We start from the raw sequence: 17,772 nt of genomic DNA on the forward strand, positions 1-17,772 counted from the left end.
GACGATCTGCCCGCCCGACCCGAAATGACTCGCCGATTGGCACGCCCCGCCCTCGCGCGCGGTGCGCGCGCTTCCTATGATGACGTTACCGGCCACGCCGTCTTCATGCAGGGAATCATCGATGAACCCCCTTCCGTCCTTCAGCAACGACGCGGACAAAGTCGCGTACGTCCGCCAGCAGGTCAACGCCGCGAGCGATGCGCTGCGCCGGCGCTATCCGCTGCTCGACAACCAGGATCTGATCGGCGCCGTCGTGATGGCGCTGTGCGTGGCCGCGCTGCTCGCGAACGCCTGGCTGTACGGCGCCGGACGCATCGCCTGGTATGTGGCGCTGCCGGCGGCCGCCTTCTTGACCTCGCTGATTCACGAACTCGAGCACGACCTGATCCACGCCATGTATTTCCGCACGACGCCGTGGGCCTATCACCTGATGATGGCGCTGTGCTGGCTCGCCCGGCCCGGCACGATCAACCCGTGGACGCGCCGCCGCATGCACCTGCACCATCACAAGGTGTCGGGCGGCGATTCCGATCTGGAGGAATACGGGATCACGAACGGCGAACGCTGGAGCCTGAAGCGGCTCCTGATGATCGCCGACGGCATGCTCGCGGTCGCGCTCAGGCCCAACAGGATGCGCCGCAAGGTCCGTCAATACGTCGCCGCGCAGCCCGCCCGGAACCCCGCCTCGCGCCGGCAACTGCGCATCGAGCAAGTCGGCGCCTACCTGCCGCTGGGGCATGTGTACTACATGCTGTGGCACGCGTTCATCCTCTACCACGCGGGCGGCTTCGCGCTGCGCGCGCTCGGTTACGCGACGCCGGCCCCGCACGCGCTGCAGGCCGCGATGCAGGTCGTGGATTTTCTCGCGGTCATCTGGCTCGGGCCGAATTTCGTGCGCAGCTTCTGCATCAACTTCATCAGCTCGAACATGCATTACTTCGGCGACATCGACCCGCGCAACGTGATCCAGCAGACCCAGGTGCTGAATCCGTGGTGGCTCGCGCCGCTGCAGCTGTTCTGCTTCAACTTCGGCAGCACCCGCGCGATCCATCATTTCGTCGTGCGGGATCCGTTCTACATCCGCCAGCTGACCGCGCGACGCGCGCATGCGGCGCTGCGCGCGGTCAGCGTACGCTTCAACGACTTCGGCACCTTCCGCCGCGCGAACCGCCGGCACGCGGCCCGCACGGCGTCCTGAGCGGCGCGGGCGTCGAGCCGGCGCGCCGCTTGCCGGCCTCAGCCGCGTCGCGTCTTGTTGAGCACGATCGTCTCGAACAGCTCGTACTGCGCGGTCGGCGTCTGGTCCGCGCCCGGCGCGTGGTAGTAGCGCACCGTGATCGTGGTCTCGCCGCCGCGCTCGCCCGGCTCGTAGTCGAACACCGCGATCCCGTAGCCCGTGCCCGTGTCGCGCCGCGCCGACCAGATCGCATCCTCGACCGCGTCCGCGCCCGCGCGCACGAACGTATTCGGCGCGCTGCCCGGCACCGGCCGGTTCGGCTTCGTGAAGACCCGCGCCTGCGGCAGGCCCGTCGCCTGATCCACGCCGTATACGTCGAGCGGCGCGCTCGTGCCGCCGCCGCCCAGGATCAGGTGGATGGTGCCCCGGCTCGTGTCGAAGCGGCCGTCGGCGGGATCGCTCGTGACGACGGGGCGCGGCTGCAGCGTATCGACCACCACGCCCGTCAGCGGATCGAGCCCCGCGTGGTGATTGCAGCCGCGCACCGGATAGCTGCGTTCGTAATCGTGATCGTGGCCGCACAGCACGAGATCGACGCCATACCGGTCGAACAGGGGCAGCCACGCCTCCCGGATGCCCTTGTCGGAGCCGTTGCCCACTTTCGACGAACTGAGCGCGTCCTGGTGCATCTGGACCACGATCCAGTCGATCTCGTGGTCGCGCGCCGCATGATGCAGCATCGCTTCGAGCCAGCGGGTCTGCTCGCCGTTGCTGTAGCCGCGCACATAGAACGAGGTGCCGGGCTCGATCGCGGGATTGCCGGTGCTCGCGGCCGGTGTCAGCGGATTCGGGCCGGCGACGAACGCGGCCGCATCCTGGTAGACGACGTCGTCCGCGTCGAGCGACACGAACAGCACGCCGCCGACCCGGAAGCTGTACCAGCGGCCCGGGAAGCGCGTGCCGTTGTCGGGCAGCGTATAGCGCGCGAGATACGAATCGAGGCCTTGCGCGCCGTTGTGGAATTCGATCTCGTGGTTGCCGGGGCACGGCATCCAAGGGCGCAGGGCCGCCGAGGTCTGGTTGTTGTTGCCGAAGTCGCGCCACACGTCCGGCTGATGCGCCGGATTGAGGTTCGCATAGCACAGGTCGCCGTTCAGCAGGTGAAACAGCGGCTGGAACTGCTCGACCGCCTGCACCGCGAAGCGGCTCTGCGTCGACGACAGCACCCAGGCGGTGTTCGGCGTCGCCAGATCGCCGTAGCTGGTCCAGCGAAACGGCGTGCGCCCGCGCGGCGCCGTGCGGAAGCACGCGGTGAACGGCGCGGCGGCGCGGCTGTCGTTGTCCGCGGTGACTTCGTATTGGAAGCTCGTGTCCGGCCGCAGCCCACGCAGCCGCGCGTGATAGGTGAACACCACGTCGCCGTTCAGGCCGTCGGTGTAGGTGCGCTGCACGCCGTGCACGGTTTCCCAATGCGCGCCGCCGCGCCGGGCGTCGCTACGCGAGTCGTCGCCATGCTGGGCGCGCACGCGCACACGCGGCTTGAGCGCCGGCGCGAGGGTCGCCCACGACACGACGACCTCCTCGCTCGGGTCGCCGCCCCAGGTCAGGTGGATCTGCTCGGGCGTGCCGTCCGGATTCGCGCCCGCGGCGCGCGCGGCGGCAAGCCCGCCCGTCGCGGTCGCGAGACCGGACGCGCCCGCCAGCTTCAGGAAACCGCGACGCGAGACATAACGGCCCTCTTCGGGCGTCGCGGGATCGGCATGATCTTGATTCGTCGACATGTGAATGATTGTGATCGTGGGAAGGAAGGAATCCACCGCATCCGCTCCGGCTCCACGCGGAGCGGCCGGCGGCCGGACCGGCCCACGGTGCCGTGGCCGGCCTCCCCACATTAGCCCGCGATCTGTGACCCGCCGATGTCAACGCAGCGGCGGCGCGGCCGCGCCGCGCGGCGTCGGGAAAAGAAAAAGCGCGCGCTTCCCGTGAGGGAAGGAAGCGCGCGCGAAAGCCGTCTGACATGCTTACCCGAGGGCCGATCGAGGCGTATCGTCAGACGGGACACGAGATAGGATCTCGCGCCGGGAAAACCTCATGCGCGGCGGACGTCACCTCCGCCGGACGCGCGGCCGCGGCGGCCGCGCGGCGGCCGGGCATGGAACGGGAACAGGATCAATCGGGAGCCGGAGCCGAACGTCGAACGCCGGAACGGCGTCTCGCGGCGCATGCGCGCGCGCGGCAGCGGATCGGCCGGCGCCGCGTGAAAGCGCATCCCGCGCGGCGCAACCGTGCGCGGGCCGTCTTCCACCCGGCTCAGCGCGGGCAGGTCGGTGGCGCGTCGCGCGCGCCCTCCGCCGAGGGCCCGCAGCAGACGCGCGAACGCCGGCGAGCCCCTGCTTGCTCGGCGGCGCCATTGTTGCCGTAGAATACGGGCAGCCATGGGCGGTCTCTCTTAGCTTCCAATGGTCAGGCCGGCATCGGTGCTCGCAACACCGGTGCCGGCCGCTCTTCTTTCAGGCCCCCGCCCGCGCTCGCAACGCCGGCGTCAGCCCCTTCCTGCTCGACTGCTCAACTGCTCGATCACGCCGCTCGCGCGACGCGTCACACCCGATTGCGCGCGGTGGCGAAACCGTCAACCGCCGGTCGCCCCCGCTCGCCGTCATACGTCTCGCCGGAAATCCGCATCGCCACCGTGGTCGCCACCGTGCTCGCATACACGTTGAGCGCGGTGCGGCCCATGTCGAAGAATGCATCGATGCCGAGGATCAGCAGGACCGCCTCGGCGGGCAGGCCGATCGCCGACAGGATCACCGTGATCGCGACGATCGCGCCCGACGGCACGTTGGCCGCGCCGTCGATCGTGATGATCGTGAGCACCGCGATGGTCAGCAACAGCGGCCAGCTCCAGGTCAGGTGATACGCGTCCGCGAGATAGCCGACCGCGAGCGCCGTGTAAAGCACCGCGCCGTCGCGATTGAAGATGTAGGACAGCGGCAGGATCGTCGACGCGACCGAGGACGGCACGCCCATCTCGGTCAGCTTCTTCAGATGCAGCGGGAACGTGATCTCGGACGAGCGCGTGGTGAAGCCGAGGATCAGCGGCGCGCCGACCTGGCGCAGCACGGCGAACGGCGACTGGCCCGCGAGCTTGACGATCAGCGTCAGCAGCACGGCGAGGATCGCCATCCCGAGGTAGGCGATGCCGAGCAGCTTGAGCAGCGGCGTCAGCGCGGACATGCCCTTCGACGACAGCAGGAAGGCGAGCGCCGCGAAGATCGCCAGCGGCGAGAACGCGACCACCCACTCGGTCAGCTTGAAGAGCGCCGCCAGGAACGATTCGCACACCGCGATCAGCGGGCCCGCGCGATCCTCGACCGCCGCCAGCGCGGAGCCGAGCAGCACGCCGAATACCAGCACCGGCAGCGAATTGCCGGCGGCCAGCGCGCCGACGATGTTCGCCGGAATCAGGTCGGTGACGAATTTCAACCAGTCGATATCGCCCGCGAGATTCGACGGCAGCGATGCCGTATGCGCGAGGCTCGCGCCGACGCCGGGCCGGAACAGCAGGTTGAGCCCGAGCCCGAGCGCGCTCGCGACGAGCGTCATCACGAGGAAGAAAACGAGGCTGAGCAGTGCGGTCCGGCCGAGGTGGCCGCGCGAGATACCGGCGCGGAAGGTGCCGATCGTCACCGACATCAGGATCAGCGGCAGCACGACCATCTTGATCGCATGCCCGAAAAGGGTCGTGATGAAACCGAGCTTCGCGCTCACGCCGGGCGCATAGAGACCGCAGACGATGCCGAGCACGAGGCCCGCGATCATTTGAAGCGGAAGCGAAAAACCTCGATTAGTCGGATTCATGATTGGCCCGAATAAGTTTGATTCTCGCGGAGGTACCATCTACGATGTGGTTCCACATATGGCGTCGCGCCGACTCGGGATCCTTTTCCTTGATCGCGTCAAAAATACTCAGGTGTTCGATGGTTCCCCGTCTGACCGTTTCCGCATCCTCACGCGGCAATTCATTGAGCGCCAGCGTTTGAGCCCGCAATATCTTGTACGTCGTGAACAGACGTTCATTCCGCGCGGCCTCGAACATCTCCTGGTGAAACACCCAGCCGATCCGCTGCTCGATCATGATGTCGCTCGTGCCCTGCTCGACGATCAGGCGCAGTTGATCCGCGGAGCGCACGAGCCCTTCCGTCGCACCGCCGCGCGCCGCCAGGTAGGCCGCCGTGCTTTCGAGCGCGAGGCGCACTTCGAAAATCTCGCGCAGATCCTGCGACGTGGGTTGCGAGATATAGGTGCCGCTCTTCGTCACCACCTCGACCAGCCCTTCCGCCGCCAGCAACTGAATGGCGGTACGGACCGGCATGTGCCCCAGCCCCAGTTCGCCGGCCAGCCCGCGGTACGAAATCTTCTGGCCAGGCGCAAGCCGGCCGTCGAAGATTCGATTGCGAATCTGGTCGTACGCGTTTTCGGTATCGGAAATAATGCCCTCAGCCATCTGAGATCGCAGTTTGATTATTCGTTTATCCGTGAATCCGGCCCGGGCTAGATTATCCCGGTTATGAGTCGTCTTCAACTGATATTTTTTGCGCGACTTTTCCATTCCTTGCCATTAAGCGTTCACGATGCCAACCCTGTCCGATTCCCACGTGTTGTTCTCGATCTGCTCCGTTTCAGCCGCCGATGTCGCGCCGTTACGCGGCAGGATCCTGCTCGCGGGCGAACTCGACTCCGCGCGCTTTCGCGGCGATGACGATGCATCGACGCTGCATCTCGCGGTGCGTCGCGCCGACGTGATCGTGGCGGTTGCGACGATCTGCCGCGAACCGCTGCCCGGTTCGAACGACAGCGCGGCATGGCGCCTGCGCGGCGTCGCGGTCGAACCCGCGGTGCAGCGGCACGGCTTCGGCAAGGTATTGATGAAGCTCTGCCTCGACCACGCCGAACGCCAGTCCGGCCGGCTCGTGTGGTGCACCGCGCGCGAATCGGCGCGCGGCTTCTACGAGTCGCTCGGCTTCGCGTCCGCGCGGGCACCATTTACGCTGCCCTCGCGCGGCGACGCGCTGTTCTACGAGATGCACTACGTGCTGCCGGGCACGCCCGTGGTCGACGCGGAATGACGCGTCAGCGCGCCGCCCGGCGTCGGCGCACGGCGGGAACGGGCATCGCGGCGCCGCGTTCGCGATGCCATTGCAGCAGCAGCGCGCGGCTTTGCGCGCACACCGTCTCCACGATCAGCGCGGCGTGTTCGGCGTCGTATTCGCGCCAGCCGAGCATCTCGAGCGTCGAGCGCCGCGCGACGTGGAAAATCGTCAGTTGTCCGTGCAAGCTGAACATGCGGATCCGCGTGACGGTTGCGTTGGGCGCCTCGCCCGTCACGCGCGCGATCAGTGCGCAGGTCACTTCGTTGAGCGGCCGCCGCACCCGCTGCATCAGGATCTGGCTCGCGCTCTCGGGCTCGTAGCCCGACTGTTCGCGCGCGAACAGCATGCGCTGGTTCGGCGTGCCCGGGGTCTCGAAGATCTTGCCCGCCATCGCCCGCTGGATCCCCACGAACGCCTCGATCAATTCCTCCACGTCCGTCTCGGGCGCATTCAGCACCGCCCAGGCGCGCTGCACCGCGGGCACGAAATGCATCCACACCTGATCCGCGAGTGATTCGATGCAGGCGCAATACACGCCCAGCTTGTTCTCGAAGTAGTACTGCAAGGCGGGCGCATTGACCCCGGCGCGCGCGGCGATGTCGCGCGTCGATGCGCCCTCGAAGCCGTGCTCGCCGAACAGCTCGAGCGCGGCGTCGATGATGCGCTGGCGCGTCTCGTCGCCGCGCGCATAACCGCCTGCCGTCGAACGGCGCAGCTTCTTCGCTTCCTTCATATCCCTCCTTCCGGTTCGACCGGCCCCGATCCGCCGGACCAGATTTCACTTGACACAATTATATCGTTCGGAATAATTTTGCCGACTGGAATAAATTGGACGTTCACCATGTCGTCGCCCGCACCCGAATCAAATCCGAAAGCGAATAGTAAGGATTCCGACACAAGCACCGCCGCCCGCCCATCGCGCCGGCGGCTGCTGATCGCGGCCGGCATCGTCGCGCTGGTCGTCGGCGGGGTCTGGCTCGCACGCTGGTGGACGGTCGGCCGCTTCATCGAAAGCACCGACGACGCCTATCTGCAAGCCGACAGCATGACCGCCGCGCCGAAGATCGCCGGCTATATCACGGACGTCTACGTCGCCGACAACCAGCCCGTGAAGGTGGGCGACCCGCTCGTGCGCCTCGATACGCGTCAGTACCAGGTGTCGCTCGACCAGGCGCTCGCCACGGTCGACGCGCGTCGCGCAGACATCGCACGCGCCGAGGCCGAGATCGGCCAGCAGCGCGCCAATCTCGAACAGGCCGGCGCGCAGCGCGAGGTCGCGCGCGTCAATGCGCGGCACGCAGGCGACGAGGTCGCACGCTATGCGCCGCTCGTGGCGACGGGCGCCGAAACGGCCGAGCGGGTCGCCTCGCTGACCAGCACGCGCGACCAGGCCCGGGCGACGCTCGCGGCCAACAGCGCCGCGCTCGACGCCGCGCGCACGCAGATCGCGTCGAGCACCGCCGCGCTCACGCAGGCGCGCGCGCAGCTCGAAGCCGCGCTGGCCAACGCCGCGCAAGCGCGCCTCGATCTCGACAACACGATCGTGCGCAGCACGCTCGCGGGCCGGGTCGGCGACCGTACCGTCCGGGTCGGCCAATACGTGCAGCCCGGCACGCGGCTCTTGACCGTCGTGCCGGTCGAGCGCACCTATCTGGTCGCGAACTTCAAGGAGACCCAGGTCGGCCGCATGCGCGCCGGCCAGCCTGTCGAGCTGCGCGTCGACGCGCTGCCGGGCAAGACCCTGCACGGCGTGGTCGACAGCTTCGCGCCGGGCACCGGCGCGCAGTTCGCGCTGCTGCCGCCCGAGAACGCAACCGGCAACTTCACCAAGATCGTGCAGCGGGTGCCCGTGCGGATCCGCCTCGACACCGGCGCAGCGACGCGCGCCGTGCTGGTGCCGGGCTTGTCCGTGACGGTCGACGTCGATACGCGCGGCGCGCGCGACGACGACGCGCGCATCGACGCGGAGAACCGCCGTGACTGACGCCCGCCCGCCGGCCCCGGCCGAAGCGCGCGCGAGCGCCGCCGACTGGATCGCGGTGGCGGCGGGCGCGCTCGGCGCGCTGATGGCGACGCTCGACATCTCGATCACCAACTCGGCCCTGCCGCAGATCCAGGGCGCGATCGGCGCGACCGGCACCGAAGGCACCTGGATCTCGACCGGCTACCTGATGTCGGAGATCGTGATGATCCCGCTCGCCGCGTGGCTCACGCGCGTGTTCGGCCTGCGCAATTTCCTGCTGACCAACTCGGCGCTGTTCATCGTGTTCTCGATGATGTGCGGCTGGTCGCATTCGCTCGCGGCAATGGTGGCCGGCCGCATCGGGCAGGGCTTCACGGGCGGCGCGCTGATCCCGACCGCACAGACCATCATCCGCACCCGGCTGCCGATGTCGCAGTTGCCCGTCGGCATGACGGTGTTCGGCCTGATCGTGCTGCTCGGTCCGCTGTTCGGCCCGGTCGTGGGCGGCTGGCTCGCGGAGAACATCAGCTGGAGCTGGTGCTTCTTCCTGAACCTGCCGGTCTGCCTGCTGCTGATGACCTTGCTGCTGGTCGGCCTGCCATCCGAGCGCCCGCAATGGCACGCGTTCCTCAATGCCGACTGGCTCGGCATCGCCGGGCTCGCGATCGGCCTCAGCTCGCTCACCGTCGTGCTCGAGGAAGGCCAGCGCGAACGCTGGTTCGAGTCGCACATGATCGTGACGCTGAGCTGGATCTCGTTCGCCGGGATGGTGTTGATCGCGCTATCGCAGCGCTTCGCGAAACGGCCGATCATGCGCCTGAGCCTGATGCGCAACCCGCGCTACGCGAGCGTGATCCTGATCGTGTCCGCGGTCGGCGCGGCGCTGTACGGCGTGTCCTATCTGCTGCCGCAGTTCCTGAGCCTCGTGGCCGGCTACAACGCCGCGCAGTCGGGCGCGATCATGCTGCTGTCCGGGCTGCCCGCCTTCCTCGTGATGCCGATCCTGCCGCGCCTGCTCGGCAAGGTCGACTTCCGGATCCTCGTGATCACGGGGCTGCTGCTGTTCTTCACGAGCTGCATGCTCGACATCGACCTCACCGCGCAAAGCGTGGGGCACGACTTCGTGTGGTCGCAGCTGATCCGCGGCATCGCACAGATGCTCGCGATGATGCCGCTCAACCAGGCGTCGATGGCCGCCGTCGCGCGCGAGGATTCCGGCGACGCCGCCGGCCTCTACAACATGGCGCGCAATCTCGGCGGCTCGATCGGGCTCGCGATCATCGGCACGGTGATCGATCGGCGCACGACCTTCCACGCCGCGATGCTGCGCGAATCGGTCAGCGCCAATTCGCCGCTCGGCCAGGACCGGCTCGCGGCCAACGCCGCCGGCTGGTTCGCGCAGACGGGCGACCTCGCCTACGCGCAATTGCGCGCGCTGGGCCAGTTCGCCGCGCAGATCCAGCAGCAGGCGCTCGTGATGACGTTTTCGGAAACCTTCTACCTGCTCGGTCTCGCGCTGCTCGCCTGCGTGCCGCTCGCGCTGCTGCTGCGGACCCCGCGCCACCCGGCGTCGCCCGCCGATGCCGGCCATTGATTCCCAGGATGCCGTGATGACGCCTTCCCATCGTTCCCGTTGCCTGCTCGCCGCGCTCGCGGCCGCTGGCGCGCTCGCGGGCTGCACGGTCGGCCCCGACTACCGCGGCGCGCCCGACGCGGCCGCGCCGGGCGACCACTTCGTGCGCGCGCCCGCCGGCGGCGTGCGCACCGCCGCGCCCGCGCCGAGCCGCTGGTGGCGCGCGCTCGACGATGCGCAGCTCGATGCGCTGATCGACGCGGCACTCGCCCACAATCCGGATCTGCGCGCCGCGCAGGCGCGCCTGCGCGAGGCGCGCGCGCAGCTCACGCAGCAGCGCGCGAACGCCCTGCCCAAGGTGTCGACGGATGCCGCCGCGCTGCGCACCCGCTCGCCCGACCTCGGCACGCTCGCGCTGCCCAGCAGCGCGCTGCCCGCCTCGCTCGGCGGCGGCGGACCGCTGCAGCTCTACACGGCGGGCTTCGATGCCAGTTGGGAGATCGACCTGTTCGGCGGCACCCGACGCGCGATCGAAGCCGCGTCCGCGCAGGCCGACGCGGTGCAGGCCGATCTCGCCGACACCCAGGTGTCGCTCGCGGCCGAGGTCGCGAGCGCGTACATCGACCTGCGCGACCAGCAGCAGCGGCTCGCGCTGTCGCGCCGCTCGGCCGGGCTCCAGCAGCAGATGCTCGCGCTCACGCAACAGCGCCGCGCACGCGGCGTCGCCGACGACAGCGACATCGAACGACTCACCAGCCAGCTGGAAAACACGCGTGCGACGCTGATCCCGCTCGACGCCCAGATCACCGATTCGCTCGACCGGCTCGCGGTGCTGACCGGCCAGGCGCCCGGCGCGCTCGACGCCGCGCTCGGCGACGCGCGCGCGCTGCCCGCGCTGCCCGCCGAGGTCGCGATCGGCGACCCGACCGCGCTGTTGCAGCGGCGGCCCGACATCCGCGCGGCCGAGCGCCGGCTCGCGTCGAGCAACGCGCAGATCGGCGAACACGTCGCTGACTTCTTCCCGAAGCTCACGCTGCTCGGCGATCTCGGCTTCAGCGCGAGCGATCCCGGCCACCTGCTGCGCAAGCGCGATTTCAGCTGGCTCGGCGCGCCCTATCTGCAATGGAACGTGCTGGACTTCGGCCGCACGCTCGGCGCGGTGCACGCGGCCGAGGCGTCGCGCGACGAGGCGGACGCGCGCTACGTGAAAACCGTGCTGGCCGCGCTGCAGGATGCGAATTCCGCGCTGTCGCGCTACGGCCATCAGCGCGATCACGTCGACACGCTGCAGAAGGTGGCCGCCTCGGCGGACCATGCGGAAACACTGCTGCGCGCGCGCTACACGGCCGGCGTCTCGACCCTGATCGACCTGCTCGACACGCAGCGCGACGCGCTCGGCGCGCAACAGAACGTGATTGCCGGCCGCGCGGAATTGCTGAAGGATTTCGTGTCGCTGCAGAAGAGCCTGGGGCTCGGCTGGCAGGCGGCGCCCGCGTGACAACCGGCGCGCCGTTGAACCCGGCGGCCCCGGTCCGGTCCAAGCGCCTCTTTCTTGACGAGGAACAGCATGATCCCGACCTTTCGCACGCCGCTGCTGCTCGCGGCCGTCACGCTGGCCGGCGCGGCCGGTCTCGCCGGCTGCCAGACCAACGACGCGCCGGCGCCCGTCGCCGCGCAACGGCCGGCCGACGGCCAGGCGGTGACCCGCACCGTCTATGTCGCGCCGCAGAAGGCGCGCTGCGTCGGCGTCGCGCCGATGGAATGCCTGCAGGTGCGCAATACGCCGAACGAACCGTGGTCGCTCTGGTACGCGGGCATCGAGGGCTTCGATTTCCAGCCGGGCTTCCAGTACGTGCTCGAAATCAACGAATACAAGGTGCCGAATCCGCCCGCCGACGGCTCGTCGATCCGCTGGGTGCTGAAGCGCGTCGTGCAGCGTCAGCCGGGCTGAACACGACCGGCCGCGCGCTCAGCGCGAGCGCCCGTCGTAGTGGCGAACCGGCACCGCGTCCACGTCGACGCCGTCCACGCAGCGCAGATTGATCGCCGCCATCGGCCGGCCCGTCGGATCGACGGCCTCGGCGAACGGATGGATCCCGCAGGTCGGACAGAAACGGTGCTGGATCACGTGCTGGTTGAACGTGTAGGCGCGCAGCGCATCCTGCGGCGTGAGCAGATGCAGCGCGTCGCGCGGCACGAACCACAGCAGCGCACCCTTGCGCGCGCAGATCGAGCAGTTGCACGCGAGCGCGCCGTCGATCTCGCCTTCCACCTCGAACTTCACGTTGCCGCAATGGCAACTGCCGGTATGCAGCATGTTCGTCTCCTGAATTGATCTGGAACCGCCGGCCGACCGCCTGCGCGCGCCGGACCCGCCAACGGTAGCGCCGGGCGTCGCGCGGCGCAAGCGGCCCCGTGCGCGTCAACCCTCGATGCGCGCGCGCGTGCCCGCCAGCAAAGCGGCCATCGCCGCCCGCGCGCGCGTCGCATCGCGCGCGACGATCGCGTCGTACACCGCCGTATGCTCCGCGAGCGACGCATTGAACACGTCGGCGCGCCGCGCGTTCACGCGCAATTGCGCCTCGAGCGTGCGGTCGATCAGCGCGCCGAGCGGCATCAGCAGCTCGTTGCCGCCCGCCGCCAGCACGCCCAGATGGAACTGCAGATCGGCGCGCACCCATTCGTCGACCTGATCGGCGGCCGCCATCGCCGCGTGCGCGGCGCCCAGTGCGGCCAGCGCATCGGCCGTGGCCGCGCGCGCCGCGAGCGCGGCGGCGTGGGGCTCGATCATCTCGCGCATCTCCTGGAGCTTCAGCGCGAACGCGAGTGGCGGCGCGACCTGCGCGTACCACGCGAGCAGATCCGCATCGAGCAGGTTCCAGGCCGCGCGCGGCCGCACCCGCGTGCCGACTTTCGGGCGCGACTCCAGCAGCCCCTTCGAGGTCAGCGTGCGCAGCGCCTCGCGCAAGACAGTCCGGCTCACGCCGTAGCACGCCATCAGGTCAGCCTCGCGCGGCAACGTCGCGTCGGGCGGGTAATCGCCGCGCAGGATCGTCGTGGCGAGCCGGTAGGCGGTTTGTCCATGCAGATCGCGTTGCATGACGGTTCTCCGGTTCGGGCAGCCGCCGGCGCGCGCCGGAAGACCACTATGTGCACATTAATACTATTAATACTACTTTTAAAACGACCGGTGTAGTATCGACGCATCGTTCCGATCGCACCCGACCAGGAGACTCCCGCGATGAAAATCACCCGCATCGAGACCTTCATCGTCCCGCCCCGCTGGCTGTTCCTGAAGATCGAGACCGACGCGGGGCTGGTCGGCTGGGGCGAGCCGATCGTCGAGGGTCGCGCGCACACGGTCGAAGCCGCCGTGCACGAGCTGGCCGACTACCTGATCGGCCAGGACCCGCTGCGCATCGAGGATCACTGGCAGGTGATGTACCGCGCCGGCTTCTATCGCGGCGGCCCGATCACCATGAGCGCGATCGCGGGCGTCGACCAGGCGCTGTGGGACATCAAGGGCAAGCATCACGACGCGCCCATCCACGCGCTGCTCGGCGGCCAGGTCCGCGACCGCATCAAGGTCTATTCGTGGATCGGCGGCGACCGTCCGCACGACGTCGCGGCCAACGCGCGCGCGGTGGTCGACCGCGGCTTCAAGGCGGTCAAGATGAACGGCTCGGAGGAACTGCAGATCGTCGACTCGTTCGACAAGGTCGAGCAGGTGATCGCGAACGTCGCGGCGGTGCGCGAGGCGGTCGGCCCGCACGTCGGCATCGGCGTCGATTTCCATGGCCGCGTGCACAAGCCGATGGCCAAGGTGCTCGCGAAGGAACTCGACCCGTACAAGCTGATGTTCATCGAGGAGCCGGTGCTGTCCGAGCACGCGGAGGCGCTGCGCGACATCGCGAGCCAGACCGGCACGCCGATCGCGCTGGGCGAGCGGCTCTACTCGCGCTGGGACTTCAAGCAGGTGCTCGCGGGCGGCTACGTCGACATCATCCAGCCCGACGCCTCGCACGCGGGCGGCATCACCGAGTGCCGCAAGATCGCCACCCTCGCGGAAGCCTACGACGTCGCGCTCGCGCTGCACTGCCCGCTCGGGCCGATCGCGCTGGCCGCGTGCCTGCAGCTCGACGCGGTCAGCTACAACGCCTTCATTCAGGAACAGAGCCTCGGCATCCACTACAACCAGGGCAACGACCTGCTCGACTACCTGCGCAACCCCGAGGTGTTCCGCTACGAGGATGGCTTCGTGGCGATCCCGCAGGGCCCGGGGCTCGGCATCGAGGTCAACGAGGACAAGGTTCGCGAGATGGCCCGCGTCGGCCACCGCTGGCGCAACCCCGTGTGGCGCCACGCGGACGGCAGCGTCGCCGAGTGGTGAACGGCGGAGCGCCGCCCGGCGGAGCGCCCCTCCCGTCGCGCATCAGCCCAGCGCCGCGAACCCCGGCACGCTGAACGACAGCACCGCCGCCGCGATGAACACGCCGATCATCGTCAGCGCCTCGAGGTGCAGTATGTTGCAGAAGGTGTGGGCGTCCTCGGTCGACGCGGTGCGCCGCAGGCGCGGCAGCGCGGCAGTGCGGTTCAGGCCGCCCAGCAGCACCGCGAGCGTGACGAGCGACAGCTTGAGCAGCAGGACGCGCCCCCAGGTGCTGCCGTCGAGCGGCGCGAGCGAGCCGCCGAGGCCGCGCACCACGTTCAGCGCACCCGTCGCCAGCACGAACCCGAACGCGACCAGGGACAGCCGCGACAGCGGCTGCGCGACGCGGATCAACGCGCCGCGCGCGATCGACGAGCCGAGCGCGGGCAGCACCGCCAGCCCGCCCGCGAGCACGAGGCCGCCCCAGACGGCGGTCGCGAGCAGGTGCAGCGCCTGCACGCCGGCCGCGGCCGAGAACGTGCCCGCGTCGGCCGCATGGCCGAGCGAGGCCTTGCCCGCGGCGATCGCGATCACCGCGAGCCACAGCAGCGCATAGGAGAGCGGGCTGTCCGGGCGCGCGAGCGCGACCGCCAGCAGCAGCAACGCGCCGCCCGCCGCGACGCCCCAGGCATGGCCGGTATGCGTCTGAATCAGCACCACGGGCAGCGCGTCGAGCGCGCCGCCGAGGCCCGCGCCGCTCATCGAGGCGGCCTGATAGACCAGCCAGCCGCAGTCGGCCAGCAGCAGCACCGCGGCCGCGACGACCAGCGAGCGCTGGGCGCGCAGCCAGGCCGGATGCGACGGCGCGATGCGCGGCCGCGCACCGTCCTTCGCGAGCCAGCCCTTCAGCAGCGCCGAGCCGACCGCCATCGCGAACGCGATGTCCATCAACGCGGCCAGCGCGACCTGACCGAACCACAGGCTGTCGAGCTTCATCGCGCACCGCCTTGCGCGACGGTGCAGGACGGGAGCGCGGCGGACCGGGAGGCGGAACTGTTGTTTTCGAGCAATTGCACGGCAAGAAGCGTCATCGGCTGGATCGGAAAAAGTAAACGAATGCCACGAAAAGGCCGCCGCAACGGCCTCGCGCGACCCGCGAGTGTACGGTCTTCGATGCCGGATGCGCAGCCGGGTTCACCGCCCGCGCATCATTTCAGCGTCAAATTGTCGCAATGGCGCGCATTGACGGAACCGCGTCGGCCGCGCCAAATAGCCGGGATTACCCATCGATGATAGAATGCCGCGGCGCAGCAGCCCTGCTGCCTGCCGTTTGCCGTTACCGCCGTCACGCCGGGCCGATCGAAGCCCGGTCAGGTCCCCGACGAATAACAATGGAGTCTCGTTTGTCTTCAAGACGCCTCTTCCGTCCGCTGCTCGCCGTTCTGTTGATCGGCGGAGCGGGCTTCCTGAGCACTGCGCAGGCGCAGACCAAGCCCACGGAGCAAGCCGCGGCCCAGGCGCCGCTCAAGGCGCCGGATACGATGGCCGAGCGTGTGCGCGGCTGTACGGCATGTCATGGCACCCAGGGCCAGGGCACCGATAACGATTACTTCCCGCGTCTCGCGGGCAAGCCGGCCGAGTACTTGTACAACCAGCTCGTCAATTTCCGTGACGGCCGCCGCAAGTACCCGCCGATGAACTATCTGCTGACGTACCTGAACGACGATTACCTGCACGAGATCGCGCGGCACTTCTCGGAACAGCGTCCGCCCTACCCGACGCCCGCGAAGCCGACGCTGCCGGCGGCGACCGTCGAGCGCGGCAAGCAGCTCGCGCTGCACGGCGATCCGGCGCGCAAGCTGCCCGCGTGCGTGGCCTGCCACGGCACCGCGCTGACCGGCATGCAGCCCGCGATCCCGGGTCTCGTCGGCCTGCACAGCGACTACCTGAGCGCGCAGATCGGCGCATGGCGGTCCGGCACGCGCCACGCGAAGGCGCCCGACTGCATGCACGAGATCGCCAGCAAGCTTTCCGACGAAGACGTGACTGCCGTGACGGCGTGGCTCGCCGCCCAACCGGCGCCCGCCAACCCCGTACCCGCCCCGGCCCGTTCGATGAAGACTCCGCTCGCCTGCGGCAGCGAACCGCAATAAGGCTCGGGAGACAGATTAAATGAAACGCAAGTCCCTGTTTGCACTCTCGGCTGTCGTGATCGTCGCGGCAGCAGCGCTCGTGCCGGTGTTCTGGCCCGGCAGCGACACGCTGCACGGCGCAGCGGCCGTCGCCGCGACGCCGGCCGACCAGGCCGCGCTCATCAAGAAGGGCGAATACCTCGCGCGCGTCGGCGACTGTATCGCCTGCCACACGGTGCGCGGCGGCAAGCCCTTCGCGGGCGGCCTGCCGATGGCGACGCCGTTCGGCACGATGTACACCCCGAACATCACGCCGGACGACAAGTACGGCATCGGCAAGTGGACCTCCGACGATTTCTATCGCGCGATGCACACCGGCCGCTCGAAGGACGGCAGCCTGCTGTACCCGGGCTTCCCGTTCGCGAGCTACACGAAGGTCACGCGCGCCGATTCGGATGCGATCTACGCGTACATGCGCTCGGTCGCGCCGGTCAACGTGGCGAGCCGTCCGCATGAGCTGAAGTTCCCGTTCAACAACCGCAACCTGCTGATCGGCTGGCGCACGCTGTTCTTCAAGGAAGGCGAGTACAAGCCGGATCCGACCAAGTCGGTCGAATGGAACCGAGGCGCCTATCTCGTCGAAGGTCTCGGCCACTGCAGCATGTGCCACACCTCGATCAACATGATGGGCGGCCCGGTGAGTTCGGCGGCCTTCGCGGGTGGCCTGATCCCGCTGCAGAACTGGTATGCGCCGTCGCTCACGAACGACAAGGAACTGGGCCTCGGTGACTGGCACGTGCAGGAGCTGTCCGACCTGCTGCAGGCCGGCGTGTCGAACAAGGGCGCGGTGTTCGGCCCGATGGCCGACGTGGTCCACAACAGCTTGCAGTACATGAGCGACGAGGACACGCGGGCGATGTCGACCTACCTGAAGTCGATTCCGCAGAAGGCCGAGGCGCCGAAGAACATGCAGTACGAGCCGTCGAAGCAATTCGGCGGCGAGCTGCTCGAGCAAGGCAAGAAGATCTACGCGGACAACTGCGCGACCTGCCACGGCGCTTCGGGCCAGGGCAAGCCGCCGGCCTACCCGCCGCTCGCGCAGAACCACTCGATCATGATGGAATCGGCGGTCAACCCGATCCGCATGGTGCTCAACGGCGGCTACCCGCCGAGCACGTTCAAGAATCCGCGCCCGTACGGCATGCCGCCGTTTGCGCAATCGCTGTCGAATCAGGAAGTCGCGGCGGTCGTTACGTACATCCGCTCGTCGTGGGGCAACAACGGTTCGCCGATCTCGCCGCAGCAGGTGAGTGATCTGCGTTCCGCGCCACTCGACTAAGTATCGAATGACGCAAACGGGGCGCGGCTGCGGGAAACCGCGGCCGCGCCCTTTTGTCTTTTGGCGATG

Annotated in this window: 16 protein-coding genes; 9 read left to right on the forward strand and 7 right to left on the reverse strand. The window is 68.9% G+C overall.

What is annotated here, in order from left to right; genetic code table 11:
- Window positions 1-121: 121 nt before the first annotated feature.
- Entirely contained in the window at window positions 122-1,198 is a 1,077-nt protein-coding gene (locus Bsp3421_RS26865) for a fatty acid desaturase (protein ID WP_273998994.1), read from the forward strand.
- Between the two features lie 38 nt (window positions 1,199-1,236).
- On the opposite strand, the gene Bsp3421_RS26870 is transcribed toward Bsp3421_RS26865, so the two are convergent.
- The 3 genes from Bsp3421_RS26870 to Bsp3421_RS26880 all read right to left on the reverse strand — a co-directional run bounded on the left by Bsp3421_RS26870 (window position 1,237) and on the right by Bsp3421_RS26880 (window position 5,681).
- The gene (locus tag Bsp3421_RS26870; protein WP_273998996.1) at window positions 1,237-2,958 is read right to left on the reverse strand and encodes a purple acid phosphatase family protein; all 1,722 of its coding nucleotides are present in this window, start codon (window positions 2,956-2,958) and stop codon (window positions 1,237-1,239) included.
- Window positions 2,959-3,775: 817 nt separating this feature from the next.
- On the reverse strand, window positions 3,776-5,035 hold the full coding sequence (locus tag Bsp3421_RS26875) for a dicarboxylate/amino acid:cation symporter (protein ID WP_273998997.1): 1,260 nt from the start codon (window positions 5,033-5,035) through the stop codon (window positions 3,776-3,778).
- Entirely contained in the window at window positions 5,022-5,681 is a 660-nt protein-coding gene (locus Bsp3421_RS26880) for a GntR family transcriptional regulator (RefSeq protein ID WP_273998999.1), read from the reverse strand. The genes Bsp3421_RS26875 and Bsp3421_RS26880 overlap by 14 nt, the downstream gene beginning before the upstream one ends.
- A 127-nt stretch (window positions 5,682-5,808) precedes the next feature.
- On the opposite strand from Bsp3421_RS26880, the gene Bsp3421_RS26885 reads away from it, so the two are divergent.
- Window positions 5,809-6,303, forward strand: a complete 495-nt coding sequence (locus tag Bsp3421_RS26885) for a GNAT family N-acetyltransferase (RefSeq protein WP_273999000.1) — start codon at window positions 5,809-5,811, stop codon at window positions 6,301-6,303.
- Window positions 6,304-6,307: 4 nt separating this feature from the next.
- Here Bsp3421_RS26885 and Bsp3421_RS26890 read toward each other — a convergent pair whose 3' ends face one another.
- Complete coding sequence (locus Bsp3421_RS26890) at window positions 6,308-7,060, reverse strand: CerR family C-terminal domain-containing protein (RefSeq protein ID WP_273999001.1); 753 nt, start codon at window positions 7,058-7,060, stop codon at window positions 6,308-6,310.
- A 108-nt stretch (window positions 7,061-7,168) separates the two neighbouring features.
- Here Bsp3421_RS26890 and Bsp3421_RS26895 point away from each other — a divergent pair, with 108 nt between their 5' ends.
- The 4 genes from Bsp3421_RS26895 to Bsp3421_RS26910 all read left to right on the forward strand — a co-directional run bounded on the left by Bsp3421_RS26895 (window position 7,169) and on the right by Bsp3421_RS26910 (window position 11,814).
- Window positions 7,169-8,311 carry an HlyD family secretion protein gene (locus tag Bsp3421_RS26895; protein ID WP_273999002.1) on the forward strand — a complete coding sequence of 381 codons (1,143 nt, stop codon included), beginning with the start codon at window positions 7,169-7,171 and terminating at the stop codon, window positions 8,309-8,311.
- The gene (locus tag Bsp3421_RS26900) at window positions 8,304-9,884 is read left to right on the forward strand and encodes an MDR family MFS transporter (protein ID WP_273999003.1); all 1,581 of its coding nucleotides are present in this window, start codon (window positions 8,304-8,306) and stop codon (window positions 9,882-9,884) included. Before Bsp3421_RS26895 ends, Bsp3421_RS26900 begins: the two co-directional genes overlap by 8 nt.
- Window positions 9,885-9,900: 16 nt before the next feature.
- Window positions 9,901-11,361 carry an efflux transporter outer membrane subunit gene (locus Bsp3421_RS26905; RefSeq protein ID WP_273999004.1) on the forward strand — a complete coding sequence of 487 codons (1,461 nt, stop codon included), beginning with the start codon at window positions 9,901-9,903 and terminating at the stop codon, window positions 11,359-11,361.
- 69 nt (window positions 11,362-11,430) lie between these two features.
- Window positions 11,431-11,814, forward strand: a complete 384-nt coding sequence (locus Bsp3421_RS26910; protein ID WP_273999005.1) for a DUF4377 domain-containing protein — start codon at window positions 11,431-11,433, stop codon at window positions 11,812-11,814.
- Between the two features lie 18 nt (window positions 11,815-11,832).
- Here the strand turns inward: Bsp3421_RS26910 and Bsp3421_RS26915 are convergent, their stop codons facing one another.
- Window positions 11,833-12,180 carry a GFA family protein gene (locus tag Bsp3421_RS26915; RefSeq protein ID WP_273999007.1) on the reverse strand — a complete coding sequence of 116 codons (348 nt, stop codon included), beginning with the start codon at window positions 12,178-12,180 and terminating at the stop codon, window positions 11,833-11,835.
- A 105-nt stretch (window positions 12,181-12,285) separates the two neighbouring features.
- The gene (locus tag Bsp3421_RS26920) at window positions 12,286-12,963 is read right to left on the reverse strand and encodes a FadR/GntR family transcriptional regulator (RefSeq protein WP_273999009.1); all 678 of its coding nucleotides are present in this window, start codon (window positions 12,961-12,963) and stop codon (window positions 12,286-12,288) included.
- Window positions 12,964-13,104: 141 nt separating this feature from the next.
- Between Bsp3421_RS26920 and dgoD the strand changes: the two genes are divergently transcribed.
- Window positions 13,105-14,253 (forward strand): galactonate dehydratase, encoded by a 1,149-nt coding sequence (gene dgoD / locus Bsp3421_RS26925; RefSeq protein WP_273999011.1) that lies wholly within the window; start codon window positions 13,105-13,107, stop codon window positions 14,251-14,253.
- Window positions 14,254-14,295: 42 nt separating this feature from the next.
- Here the strand turns inward: dgoD and Bsp3421_RS26930 are convergent, their stop codons facing one another.
- Window positions 14,296-15,228: a CopD family protein gene (locus tag Bsp3421_RS26930; protein WP_273999013.1), complete on the reverse strand. Its 933-nt coding sequence runs from the start codon at window positions 15,226-15,228 to the stop codon at window positions 14,296-14,298.
- Between the two features lie 395 nt (window positions 15,229-15,623).
- On the opposite strand from Bsp3421_RS26930, the gene Bsp3421_RS26935 reads away from it, so the two are divergent.
- Window positions 15,624-16,385: a c-type cytochrome gene (locus Bsp3421_RS26935; RefSeq protein WP_273999015.1), complete on the forward strand. Its 762-nt coding sequence runs from the start codon at window positions 15,624-15,626 to the stop codon at window positions 16,383-16,385.
- 19 nt (window positions 16,386-16,404) lie between these two features.
- Entirely contained in the window at window positions 16,405-17,703 is a 1,299-nt protein-coding gene (locus Bsp3421_RS26940; RefSeq protein ID WP_273999017.1) for a c-type cytochrome, read from the forward strand.
- Window positions 17,704-17,772: the final 69 nt, after the last annotated feature.

It is taken from the genome of Burkholderia sp. FERM BP-3421, assembly GCF_028657905.1.
Taxonomy (GTDB): domain Bacteria; phylum Pseudomonadota; class Gammaproteobacteria; order Burkholderiales; family Burkholderiaceae; genus Burkholderia.

Bases quoted from the DNA above. Each gene is read 5' to 3' on its own strand.
- Bsp3421_RS26885 (WP_273999000.1), top strand. From the start codon at position 5,809: ATGCCAACCCTGTCCGATTCCCACGTGTTGTTCTCGATCTGCTCCGTT.
- Bsp3421_RS26895 (WP_273999002.1), top strand. From the start codon at position 7,169: ATGTCGTCGCCCGCACCCGAATCAAATCCGAAAGCGAATAGTAAGGAT.
- Bsp3421_RS26875 (WP_273998997.1), bottom strand. From the start codon at position 5,035: ATGAATCCGACTAATCGAGGTTTTTCGCTTCCGCTTCAAATGATCGCG.
- Bsp3421_RS26890 (WP_273999001.1), bottom strand. From the start codon at position 7,060: ATGAAGGAAGCGAAGAAGCTGCGCCGTTCGACGGCAGGCGGTTATGCG.
- Bsp3421_RS26930 (WP_273999013.1), bottom strand. From the start codon at position 15,228: ATGAAGCTCGACAGCCTGTGGTTCGGTCAGGTCGCGCTGGCCGCGTTG.
- Bsp3421_RS26870 (WP_273998996.1), bottom strand. From the start codon at position 2,958: ATGTCGACGAATCAAGATCATGCCGATCCCGCGACGCCCGAAGAGGGC.
- Bsp3421_RS26935 (WP_273999015.1), top strand. From the start codon at position 15,624: ATGGAGTCTCGTTTGTCTTCAAGACGCCTCTTCCGTCCGCTGCTCGCC.
- Bsp3421_RS26920 (WP_273999009.1), bottom strand. From the start codon at position 12,963: ATGCAACGCGATCTGCATGGACAAACCGCCTACCGGCTCGCCACGACG.
- Bsp3421_RS26910 (WP_273999005.1), top strand. From the start codon at position 11,431: ATGATCCCGACCTTTCGCACGCCGCTGCTGCTCGCGGCCGTCACGCTG.
- Bsp3421_RS26865 (WP_273998994.1), top strand. From the start codon at position 122: ATGAACCCCCTTCCGTCCTTCAGCAACGACGCGGACAAAGTCGCGTAC.
- Bsp3421_RS26915 (WP_273999007.1), bottom strand. From the start codon at position 12,180: ATGCTGCATACCGGCAGTTGCCATTGCGGCAACGTGAAGTTCGAGGTG.
- dgoD (WP_273999011.1), top strand. From the start codon at position 13,105: ATGAAAATCACCCGCATCGAGACCTTCATCGTCCCGCCCCGCTGGCTG.
- Bsp3421_RS26940 (WP_273999017.1), top strand. From the start codon at position 16,405: ATGAAACGCAAGTCCCTGTTTGCACTCTCGGCTGTCGTGATCGTCGCG.
- Bsp3421_RS26905 (WP_273999004.1), top strand. From the start codon at position 9,901: ATGACGCCTTCCCATCGTTCCCGTTGCCTGCTCGCCGCGCTCGCGGCC.
- Bsp3421_RS26880 (WP_273998999.1), bottom strand. From the start codon at position 5,681: ATGGCTGAGGGCATTATTTCCGATACCGAAAACGCGTACGACCAGATT.